This window comes from Bradyrhizobium sp. (genome assembly GCF_047605465.1).
Lineage (GTDB): Bacteria > Pseudomonadota > Alphaproteobacteria > Rhizobiales > Xanthobacteraceae > Bradyrhizobium.
This window is the reverse complement of record NZ_JASGFS010000003.1, coordinates 367,921-377,975: the sequence shown is the minus strand read 5'-3', so window position 1 is coordinate 377,975 and position 10,055 is coordinate 367,921. Positions and strand designations below refer to the sequence as shown.

At 64.6% G+C, this 10,055-nt stretch carries 11 protein-coding genes; 6 read left to right on the top strand and 5 right to left on the bottom strand.

All coding sequences use genetic code 11. The annotated features are described in order from the left end of the window. Together QM712_RS05535 and QM712_RS05530 are read left to right on the top strand one after the other, a co-directional pair. Positions 1-366, top strand: a 366-nt coding sequence (locus QM712_RS05535) for a carboxymuconolactone decarboxylase family protein (RefSeq protein ID WP_415022035.1), incomplete at its 5' end; no start/stop codon positions are given. 1 nt (position 367) lies between these two features. Beyond that, positions 368-1,168: an SDR family NAD(P)-dependent oxidoreductase gene (locus tag QM712_RS05530; RefSeq protein WP_415022034.1), complete on the top strand. Its 801-nt coding sequence runs from the start codon at positions 368-370 to the stop codon at positions 1,166-1,168. Positions 1,169-1,189: 21 nt separating this feature from the next. Here the strand turns inward: QM712_RS05530 and QM712_RS05525 are convergent, their stop codons facing one another. Further along, positions 1,190-2,521, bottom strand: a complete 1,332-nt coding sequence (locus tag QM712_RS05525; RefSeq protein WP_415022033.1) for a PQQ-dependent sugar dehydrogenase — start codon at positions 2,519-2,521, stop codon at positions 1,190-1,192. A 248-nt stretch (positions 2,522-2,769) separates the two neighbouring features. Between QM712_RS05525 and QM712_RS05520 the strand changes: the two genes are divergently transcribed. The 4 genes from QM712_RS05520 (at position 2,770) to QM712_RS05505 (ending at position 6,465) form a co-directional block, all read left to right on the top strand. After that, positions 2,770-3,963: a urate hydroxylase PuuD gene (locus QM712_RS05520; protein WP_415022032.1), complete on the top strand. Its 1,194-nt coding sequence runs from the start codon at positions 2,770-2,772 to the stop codon at positions 3,961-3,963. 151 nt (positions 3,964-4,114) lie between these two features. Next, positions 4,115-4,972 (top strand): VOC family protein, encoded by an 858-nt coding sequence (locus QM712_RS05515; protein ID WP_415022031.1) that lies wholly within the window; start codon positions 4,115-4,117, stop codon positions 4,970-4,972. 78 nt (positions 4,973-5,050) lie between these two features. Continuing rightward, positions 5,051-5,326 carry a hypothetical protein gene (locus QM712_RS05510; protein WP_415022030.1) on the top strand — a complete coding sequence of 92 codons (276 nt, stop codon included), beginning with the start codon at positions 5,051-5,053 and terminating at the stop codon, positions 5,324-5,326. Positions 5,327-5,517: 191 nt separating this feature from the next. Further along, positions 5,518-6,465, top strand: coding sequence for a lytic transglycosylase domain-containing protein (locus QM712_RS05505; RefSeq protein ID WP_415022029.1), 948 nt, complete (start codon positions 5,518-5,520; stop codon positions 6,463-6,465). A 4-nt stretch (positions 6,466-6,469) separates the two neighbouring features. Here the strand turns inward: QM712_RS05505 and QM712_RS05500 are convergent, their stop codons facing one another. The 4 genes from QM712_RS05500 to QM712_RS05485 all read right to left on the bottom strand — a co-directional run bounded on the left by QM712_RS05500 (position 6,470) and on the right by QM712_RS05485 (position 10,013). Continuing rightward, a complete protein-coding gene (locus QM712_RS05500; protein ID WP_415022028.1) occupies positions 6,470-6,853 on the bottom strand; it encodes a cupin domain-containing protein in 384 nt (127 codons plus the stop codon). A 17-nt stretch (positions 6,854-6,870) separates the two neighbouring features. Next, positions 6,871-7,395: a hypothetical protein gene (locus tag QM712_RS05495; protein WP_415022027.1), complete on the bottom strand. Its 525-nt coding sequence runs from the start codon at positions 7,393-7,395 to the stop codon at positions 6,871-6,873. Positions 7,396-7,466: 71 nt separating this feature from the next. Continuing rightward, positions 7,467-8,171 carry an SDR family oxidoreductase gene (locus QM712_RS05490; RefSeq protein ID WP_415022026.1) on the bottom strand — a complete coding sequence of 235 codons (705 nt, stop codon included), beginning with the start codon at positions 8,169-8,171 and terminating at the stop codon, positions 7,467-7,469. A 42-nt stretch (positions 8,172-8,213) separates the two neighbouring features. Further along, positions 8,214-10,013: a thiamine pyrophosphate-binding protein gene (locus tag QM712_RS05485; RefSeq protein WP_415022025.1), complete on the bottom strand. Its 1,800-nt coding sequence runs from the start codon at positions 10,011-10,013 to the stop codon at positions 8,214-8,216. Positions 10,014-10,055: the final 42 nt, after the last annotated feature.

Here is a 10,055-nt window from a genome sequence, read left to right as displayed (position 1 = left end):
CAGGTCGGCTGGATGGAGAAGTCGGAATACGAGTTCACCCATCACGTGAAGATCGGCAAGGAGTTCGGCGTCACCGACGCGGACATTGCGGGCCTGATGGCGGAGACCGAGGGCAAGCCGTCGGCGCTGGAGCCGCTCGCCAAGGCGATCCTGAAAGGCGCGCGCGAGATGGTGAGCCAGCTCGCGATGTCGGAAGCGACCTTCGCCGAGATCAGGAGAGATCTCTCCGACGAGCACATGGTCGATCTGGTCCTGACCATCGCGTTCTATTGCGGCGTGGTACGTGTGCTCGCCACCATGAAGATCGACAACGAACCCTACTACAAAGAGGTACTCCAGCAGTACCCGATCCCGGGAGTGAACTGACATGCGCTTGAAGGACAAGGTTGCGATCGTCGTGGGCGCCGGGCAGAGCCCGGGCGAAGGCATGGGCAACGGCCGCGCCACGGCGCTGACCTTCGCGCGCGAAGGCGCGAAGGTGCTCTGCGTCGACCATCATCTCGAGTCGGCGCAGGAAACCGTCGCCATGATCGCCGCGAAGCAAGGCACCGCCGCGGCCTTCCGAGCCGACGTGACCAAGTCCGCCGACATCAAGGCGATGGCAGCGGATGCCAAGGCGCGCTGGAGCCGGATCGACGTGCTGCACAACAATGTCGGCGTCAGCCTCGCGGGCGGCGACGCCGAGCTGCTCCAACTGACCGAGGAGGCGTTCGACCGCGTCGTCGCCATCAACCTGAAAAGCTGCATTCTCGCCGCCAAGGAAGTGATCCCGGTGATGCGTGCGCAGAAAAGCGGCGCCATCATCAACATCTCATCGATGGCCGCGATCACGACCTACCCTTACGTCGCCTACAAGGCGACGAAATCGGCGATGATCGCCTTCACCGAGCAGCTCGCCTACCAGAACGCCGAATACGGCATCCGCGCCAACGTCATCCTGCCCGGGCTGATGAACACGCCGATGGCGGTCGATACCCGCGCCCGCGAATGGCACAAGACCCGCGCCGAGGTCGAGGCCGAGCGCGACAGCAAGGTGCCGCTGCGCAGGAAGATGGGCACCGGATGGGACGTCGCGAACGCCGCTCTGTTCCTGGCCTCGGACGAAGCCAACTTCATCACCGGCGTCACGCTGCCGGTGGATGGAGGCGCGAGCGTACGGAGGGGATAGGTCCCCTCCGTCTCGCCGTTTCTACGGATGCGTCACCCGCCAGATCGTTCCGTTGGCATCCTCCGACACCAGCAGCGAACCATCCTTGGCCACGGCAACGCCGACCGGGCGCCCCCAGACCTCCGCGTCACTCACGACAAAGCCGGTGACGAAGTCCTCGTATTCGCCGGTCGGCTTGCCGTCCTTCATCCTGATCCGGATCACCTTGTAGCCGGTGCGCTTCGACCGGTTCCAGGAACCGTGCTCGGCCGCGAATGCATCGCCGTGATACGCGGCTGGAAACTGCGTGCCCTGGTAGAACGTCATGCCGAGGGACGCCGAGTGCGGCTGCACCAGCACATCCGGGATCGTCACCTTGTCCTTGAGGTCCGGCCGCGCGCCGGCGTGGCGCGGATCTTCATGGCCGCCGATATAGAACCACGGCCAGCCGTAGAACGCGCCTTCCTTCACGCTCGTCACGTAGTCGGGCACGAGATCGTCGCCGAGGCCGTCGCGTTCGTTGGTCGAGCACCAGGGCAGGCCTGTCTGGGGCTGGATCGCAAGGCCGACGCAGTTGCGGATGCCGGTGGCGTAGATCTTCCGTTCCTTGCCATCGGGAGTGAAGGCGAGCACGGCCGCGCGCTCCGTCTCGCTCGCCCAGGCGGCGCCCAGTGGCTGCGTTCGCGACCACGCGTCCAGTCCGCCCGGCGGATTGCCCATGCCCTCGGCGACATTGCTGACCGATCCGACCGAGATCAGCATGCGTTTGTCGTCAGGCGTGAAGACGATGTCCCGGGTGGAATGACCGCCATCGGCCGGCAGGCTCGCCACGATCGTCTCGGGCTTGCCGCGCGCCTTGAGATCGCCGGCCTGGTAGGGAAAGCGCACGACACTGTCGGTGTTGGCGACATAGACCCATTGCGGGTTGTCCCCACTCGGAAAGAAGGCGATACCGAACGGCCGCTTCAGGCCGGCGGCAAAGACCTCGTTCGTGGCCGCCTTGCCGCCTTCACCCGCGCGAAGCACGCGGATGTCGCCCGTCCGCGTCTCCGCCACGAAGACATCGCCGTTGGGCGCAACGCGCACGATGCGCGGGCCACGCAGGCCATCGGCGAACAACTCGACCTTGAATCCCGCCGGCACCTGAAGCGCCGCTTCCGCCGGACGCGGCACCACCGGCGCACTGAGCGCCGCCGACGGCGTTGCGCCCGGCTTCACGAGATCCTGTGGCCGGATCAGCCTGACCGTACCGGGCTTGTCGGTTCGCCAGTCGCCATAGGCGTCCTTGCCCTGCAGCACCGGCTCGGCCTGTGCGCCAGCGGCGGCAACCAGAAATGCCGTGGACACGACCACGGAGCAGATCTTCTTCCTCACGTCACTTTCCTTCCCGGCCTTCCACCCGTCGAGTGTCAACGCCTATCACCTGCAACTGTTTCTCCGGCAGATCGCACACCTGCCGAATCCCACGTCAGCTCATGCCCGCACGATGTGCAGCCTGTAACATCCATCATACTGGAAAATACGGCTGATCGATGCGACACATTGTAAGGGCAAGATAAGGTGAAGGCCGCCGGTTGCGGCTTCAAAGCTGCGGCATCGATAGCGCGACTGGCGGGGTGGTCATGTGGGGATCGATCGTATCGGAATGGGCGAACCTGCTGCTCCGCTGGCTGCACGTGGTGGCCGCGATCGGCTGGATCGGCAGCTCCTTCTACTTCATCCATCTCGATCTCAGCCTGAAACCCAGGGCTGAGCTGCCCGACGGCGTACAGGGCGAAGCCTGGCAGGTCCATGGCGGCGGCTTCTACCGGATCATGAAATACATGGTCGCGCCGAGCCAGATGCCGGAGGAACTGACCTGGTTCAAATGGGAGGCCTATACCACCTGGCTGTCCGGCTTCGCGCTGATGGTGGTGGTCTACTATCTCGACGCCGATCTGTTCCTCGTCGACAAGTCTATCCTCGACCTCACGCCGATCCAGGCCGGGCTGTTCAGCTTCTGCAGCCTCGCGCTGGCCTGGCTGCTCTATGAGGTCGCCTGCCGGACCGGACTTGCGCAGCGCGAGCTGCCGTTCGCCATCGGCGGCTACCTGTTCCTCGTCGCGCTGACCTACGCCTTCACGCACGTTCTGAGCGGCCGCGGTGCCTTCAACCAGATCGCGGCCATCATCGGCACGATCATGGTCGCCAACGTCTTCGCGGTGATCATTCCGAACCAGAAGAAGATCGTCGCCAGCCTGATCGCGGGCCAGGCTCCCGACCCGAAACTCGGCAAGACCAGCAAGGAGCGCTCGGTTCACAACAATTATCTCACGCTCCCGGTCGTCGTGCTGATGATCAGCAACCATTATCCCCTGCTCTACGCCACCCGGTTCAACTGGATCATCGTGGCGATCGTGCTGGCGCTGGGACCCGTGATCCGCCACTTCTTCAACGAGCGGCATGCCGGGCGCAAATCGCCGTGGTGGGTCTGGGGCGCGGCTGCGGTCGGCGTCATCGCGATCGGCCTGCTCTCCGCGGCAGGCCCCCGCGAGGTGACGACCGGCGCACTGACGACGCAGCCGACGCTCGCCAATGTCGAGGAGATCGTGATGTCCCGCTGCAGCATGTGCCACGCGGCCGAGCCGGTCTGGGCCGGCATCGTGACCGCGCCGAAGGGCATCCTGCTCGATGCGCCCGAGCACATCCATCGCAACATCCGCCTGATCGGCCGCGTCGCCGCATGGTCCACCGCGATGCCGCCGGGCAACATCACCGAAATGACCAGCGATGAGCGCGCGATCCTCGCCGCCTATATCGGCGAGCAGACCCGCTGACGCCATCGCGCCTTCGCGCCGATGCCGCCTCGCGCGCAATGAATTTCCGCAAAGGCCGCCGATTTGAAAATGACTCGGGCGCCCATCCGGCGTAGACAGGAGCGCTGGCCGCCACCACGGTCCAGTTCGGTTTGCATGCGGGGAAAGAACAGTGGCCCTCAATAACGTCATCGGTATCGACCACGCCGTGATCATGGTGCGGGACCTCGACAAGGCCGCCGAGAACTACAGGCAGCTCGGCTTCACCGTTTCCCCGCGCGGCACCCACAGCGCACATATGGGAACGGGCAACTACACGATCATGTTCGACCCGGACTATATGGAGCTGCTCGGCGTGCTCGCACCGACCGAGGCGAATGCGCCCGCGCGCGCCTTCCTCGACAAGCGCGGCGAAGGCATCGAGCGCATCGCCTTCACCGCGGTCGATTCCGCTGCCGGCGCCGAAGAGGTCCGCGCACGCGGCCTCGTCCCGATCGGCCCGACCGATTTCGAGCGGCCGGTGACGCTTCCGAACGGCGCGGTGTCGGCGGCGAAATTCCGTACTTTCATGTGGCCGACCGCCGAGGCACCCGGTGGCGTGCGCATCTTCGCCTGCCAGCACAAGACGCGCGAGACGGTGTGGATCCCGGAATTGATGAAGCACGCCAATGCGGCCAAGCGGATCAGGCAGGCTCTGGTCGCAACACCGGAGCCCGCCGAGGAAGCAGCGCATCTGGCACGGCTGATCGATCGCGAGCCGACGTCCGAAGCCGACGGCGCAGTCACGGTTCCCTCTGGCGGAGATCGCGCCGATTTCGTCTATCTGACGCTGGATCAGCTCGGCAAACGCTATCCCGGCGTGCCACTCACCGGACTCGCTGAACGCGGCGGTGCGGCGCTGGTGCTGGTCAGCGGTGATCTCGCGGCCACCGAAAAGGCGCTGGGCTCGGTTGCCGTGCGCAGCGGCGATGCGATCTGCGTGCCGCCGGCCAAGGCTAACGGCACCCTGCTGGCCTTCATTGCCGGCTGATTTGAACCAATTCTTCAACGTGCGTTTACCGCGCGCCTCTACGGTGTCGGGCTGTTCACGCCGCCCGGGGCAATATGCATGTTTAAGGAAGGCTCGCCGATCGCCTACGATGCGCCGGCCGAACTGAAGAAGTGGCCCTCACTGAAGGGACAGAGGCAGAAGGACAGAGGCCCGCCCTACCTCGTCTACAACGGCACGCTGGCCGAATGCGTCCGTGAGCTGATGGGCAAGCCGATCAAGGGCATCTCGCTCTACGACATCATGACGAAGCCGCAGCCTGCCTTCGACCAGACCGTGCTGTCGCCGGGCGATGCTGCCGAAATCGCGATGCGCAAGGATTTCCCGGACGCATAGCCGTCACTCTCGTGAGGTGACATATCGCGTGCCATAGCCCGTCGGTTCCCAAGCTGACGCCTCAATCGCGGGAACACCGTACTAACACCGGCGATCCGGCGAAATCGCAGCTTCGCCGCAATTACGGTTAAGAAGTCCTTCACCGGCACACACGCTGGTCGTTCCCCCACAGTTCGAGGACTTCCACCGAGATGCGATTTGTCGTCGCGGCTTGCGCCGCGCTTCTGATTTTGATGTGCGACCTCGATCCGTCAACGACCCGCCAAACATCAAGCTCCCCCGATACCGTCCTTCAGAACCGCGCCCCGCTCGTCCCGGTGGTCGAGCTGTTCCTCGCAAGCGTGCAGGCCATCGAGCTGGCCAATGCGCACGCGGCCTATGAGCAGATGATCGAACCGTCCGTGGAAACCCAGCCGACCGATCACGCCGACATTTCGCCGACCGACCAATTCTGCCAGGCGCTGAGAAAAGCCGCTGAAACCAGCGGCATTCCGGTGCCGTTCTTCGCACGCCTGATCTGGCAGGAAAGCCGTTTTCGTTCCAACGAGGTCAGCAACGCCGGCGCACAGGGCGTCGCGCAGTTCATGCCGGAGACGGCCGCCGAGGTCGGGCTCGATGATCCCTTCGACGCGATGAAAGCGCTGCCTGCTTCGGCAAAATTCCTGCAGAAGCTCCGCGACGATTTCGGCAATCTTGGTCTCGCAGCGGCTGCCTATAACGCTGGCCCGGGTCGAATCCAGAAATGGCTGGCCAAAGAGAGCGAGTTGCCGCGCGAGACGCGCGATTACGTCCAGATCATCACCGGCACCAGGGCCGAGGACTGGACCGGGCGTTCGGAAGCTCTCGCGATCCGGATCGACCTGCCGCGCGAAGCCCCATGCGAAGGCACCGGCAGCCTCTCAAAGACAAAGGATCGCGCCTGGGTTCCGGTGAACCTCAATCCCACAGTCGCCGGCATCATCCGCAAGGCCGAGCAGTTGGCGGCGCGCCTCGCGGCGGGCCGTGCGCGAAAGCGGATCGCAGTCCTGCTCCGGAAGACCAGCCCGCCCGGCGGCAAGACCCGCGGCATGATCGCGGCGCGGGCTATGGGGAAGAGCGCCAAGGCTCACGCCCTCCGCATCGCGTCCAGCGAACGCTGAGCCGTCAGACCGGCTTCTCGTCGTCCGTTACCGGCGAGGTCACCACCAGAAAGACGAGATCGGTCAGGCCCGAGTTCGAGATCGCATGCTCGACACCGGGCGGCAGGAAGATCACGTCGTGCTTGCGCACGACATGGTTCTTGCCGGCGATCTCCATCAGCCCTTCGCCTTCCAGCACGTGATAGACCTGTTCCTGCACCTCGTGATGGTGTCGCGCGACGTGAGCCATCGGCTGGTACATCGAGATTCGATAGTCGATGTGGCGTGAGCCTGCGGTCTCGGGCATCACCAGCGGCTTCGACAGCGCGCCGCCGAAGTGATTGGGGAATTCGCGCCAGGGCACTTCGGCGATGTTGCGAATGAAGGCGCCGTTGCTTTCGGACATCATCGTTGATTCACCCCTGCTTATCCCTGGGCCAGACGCCGCTTCACGATCAGCGCGAGCGGAACGGCGTAGAAGAAGTGCGACATGAAACCGCCGATCACCACCATCGGATCGAGGTAGTTCGGGTGGTCGTTGGACACCAGCGCAATCGCAGCATGCATGACGATCCATAGGACGATCGCAAATCCCATCGCGACCAGTGTCGCTTCGTAGCCGCGGCGGCGGAAATAGGGCCATGCGAAAGCGAACGCGATACCCCAGGCGAAGCAGAAGAAGAAGTGGATGCCGGTGCCGACGACATAAGCAAGCGCACCGAGGTTGTCCTGCGCCGCCTTGCCGAACACCAGGCCGGTCGCATTGCGCGGGATTCCCACCATCGGCATGAGATGCTGAACGCCGACCCAGACGATGGCTTCGTAGATCCAGATGACAAAGCCGCCGACGAGACCTCCGATCAGCCCCGCCTCGATCTTCCGACGGACATCGGGCTCATCCGCGGCATGCAGCGGAGCCGTTGCCTGGCCGCTCAACCCAATCGTATTCATGCCTGGGCCTCCCCTTGTTTCGTGTTCGGAGCGCAGTTCTCAAACAGCCCATCGTGGGTCGAACCTGCTGCTCAGCCGATCAGCGCGCCTCCGTCGATATAGACGATCGAACCCGTCGCGAAGCCGTTGGCCATCAGGCACGCGATCTGCTGGGCGATATCCTCGGACATTCCGACACGGCCGACCGGCAGCGCGGCGGCGGTCTTGGCCAGCATCTCCTTGCGCGCCGCTTCGGGCATCGCGGCCCGGATCGGCGTGTCGATGACGCCCGGCGAAACGGCGTTCACGCGCACCGGTGCGAGTTCGAGTGCCAGCGCACGGGCCAGCGACTCCAGCGCACCGTTCGCCGCGCTGATGATCGCCGAGTTCGGCCGCGGCCGAACGCTGAGAAATCCGGTCACCAGCGTCAGCGAACCGCCCGCGCGTATCTCCGCTTCGCGTGCCACACGCCACGCGCCCCAGAACTTGGCTTCCATGGTGGCACGTACGTCTTCCATCGCGACCGTCTTGAACGGTCCGGTACGGAGCTGAGCGGCCGTCAGCACCACGTGATCGACCGGTCCGGTGCGGCGGAACAGCTCGGCAATGCTCTCATCGCTGGTCACGTCGGCCGGGATCGCTGCCACTTTCAGTCGCTCGGCAACGGGATCGAGCTTCGCGGCGCTGCGCGAAGCGATGATGACCTCCGCGCCCTGTTTCTTGGCGAGTTCCGCCGTAGCAAGGCCGATGCCTGAGGAGCCGCCGATCACGACGACCTTCTTGCCTGCGAACGTCATTCCCATCTCCCCGATATCTTCGTGGCGAATTGCGATTCGCGGTCAGTCCGGCAGAAAGCGGGTGCCGATGCCGGCCTTGCTTTGGCCGAGGCCCGGCAATTCCCAGACGCCCGCACCGACCGGGTTGACGTCGGCTGCGATATCGACGTCGATCAGATATGGCTTGTTTGCGGCAATGCCCTTGCGGATCGCCTCGCCGATGTCGCCAGCACGATCCACCCGCACGCCTTCGACACCGCAGGAGCGCGCCATGGCCGCGAAATCCGGGTTGTAGCGCTGGCCCGTCTCAGGATGCTTGAAGTCGGTCGCGAGCTCGCGCCCGCCGAGATAGCCGCGCTGAAGTCCGCGGATCGAAGCGTAGGCGTAGTTGTTCCAGATCACCCAAACCACGGGCAGATTGTACTCGACCGCCGTGCCCAGCACGTTGGCATGCATGAAAAACGCGCCGTCGCCGCACACCGACACGCAGGGACGGTCGGGCGCCGCGAACTTCGCCCCCATGACGCCCGCAACACCGAAGCCCATCGGGCCGAATCCCATCGAGCCGATCAACGAATCCGGCCGCTTCGGCTTGCAGAAGCCGAGCAGCCAGTTGTGGTGCACGCCGATGTCGGAGACGAGGATGGCATCCTCCGGCAGCGCCTTGTCGATCTCGGTCGCCGCACGCTGCGGGTTGATCGGCGAGGTATCGTCCGAAAAACCCGGCGCGACGAACTTGTCCCATTCCCTGCGATAGCCGTCGATCTGCGCCAGCCACTTCTTGCGCGCATCGGACTTCTTGAAGAGATTGTCGCGACGATCGAGCTCTGCATGCACCTGCCGCAGGAAGGTGCGGACATCGGCCATCAACCCGAGCGCGACGGGATAGTTGCGGCCGATCTCTTCGGGATCGATGTCGACGTGGATCAGCTTGGTCGGCGGGATCGTGAAGGAATAGCCGGGAATCCACGAACTCGACGTGCGGTCGTCGAAGCGGACGCCGAGCGCCAGCAGCACGTCGGCCTGACGTGTCGCGTGATTGGCCTGATAATGGCCGGCTCGCGCGACGAGGCCGAGCGCGAGCGGATGATTGACGTCGAGCGCACCGAGGCCGCTGGCGGACGCCGCGACCGGAATCTGAAGCCGCTCGGCGAGCTTGCGCAGTTCGTCCGCGGCACCGCCATAGCGCACGCCCTGTCCGACCAGCATGACCGGCCGTTCGGCCGAGAGCAGCATGTCGACCGCCTTCTCGACACCATCCGGGTCTGCGCCACAACGGCTCGAGATGTTGGCGTTCCACTCGATCGCCTTCGGTGCCTCCTCGGCCGCCGATTCCATGAAGACGTCGAAGGGGACGTCGACCACGACCGGCCCCGGTCGTCCCGTGACCATGGTCTTCCAGGCCTGGCGCACCGCGAGCGGCACCATCTCGCCACGGGTCGGCTGAAACACCTTCTTGCACATAGTACGAACCGACGACGGGAAGTCGGCCTGATAGTGGCGGTACATCTCCTGGAACGCGCCGCGGTTGAACTGGCTGGTCGGCACATTGCCGGTGATAGCCATGAACGGCACGGAATCAAGGAAGGCATTGGCGAGCGAGATCGGCAGATTGGCCGAGCCCGGTCCGCACGAGGTGAAAGTCGCCGTCGGCCTGCCCGAGACGCGGTAATAGACGTCGGCCATGAACCCGGCGACGCTTTCGTGATGCACGGAGATCGTCTTGATCTCGGAGGACCGCTCGTACAGCGCGTCGATGAACTGGATGTTGCCATGGCCGCAGAGCCCGAACACCTGCGGCACCTTCTCCTGGATCAGATAGTCGACAATGACCTGAGCGCCATTGAGCATGTTTCGCGACATCAACACGTCTCCCTGCGGCCCGACGGCTTCTTCTGCACGATG

Bases quoted from the DNA above. Each gene is read 5' to 3' on its own strand.
- QM712_RS05520 (WP_415022032.1), top strand. From the start codon at position 2,770: ATGTGGGGATCGATCGTATCGGAATGGGCGAACCTGCTGCTCCGCTGG.
- QM712_RS05490 (WP_415022026.1), bottom strand. From the start codon at position 8,171: ATGACGTTCGCAGGCAAGAAGGTCGTCGTGATCGGCGGCTCCTCAGGC.
- QM712_RS05530 (WP_415022034.1), top strand. From the start codon at position 368: ATGCGCTTGAAGGACAAGGTTGCGATCGTCGTGGGCGCCGGGCAGAGC.
- QM712_RS05505 (WP_415022029.1), top strand. From the start codon at position 5,518: ATGCGATTTGTCGTCGCGGCTTGCGCCGCGCTTCTGATTTTGATGTGC.
- QM712_RS05495 (WP_415022027.1), bottom strand. From the start codon at position 7,395: ATGAATACGATTGGGTTGAGCGGCCAGGCAACGGCTCCGCTGCATGCC.
- QM712_RS05485 (WP_415022025.1), bottom strand. From the start codon at position 10,013: ATGTCGCGAAACATGCTCAATGGCGCTCAGGTCATTGTCGACTATCTG.
- QM712_RS05510 (WP_415022030.1), top strand. From the start codon at position 5,051: ATGTTTAAGGAAGGCTCGCCGATCGCCTACGATGCGCCGGCCGAACTG.
- QM712_RS05500 (WP_415022028.1), bottom strand. From the start codon at position 6,853: ATGATGTCCGAAAGCAACGGCGCCTTCATTCGCAACATCGCCGAAGTG.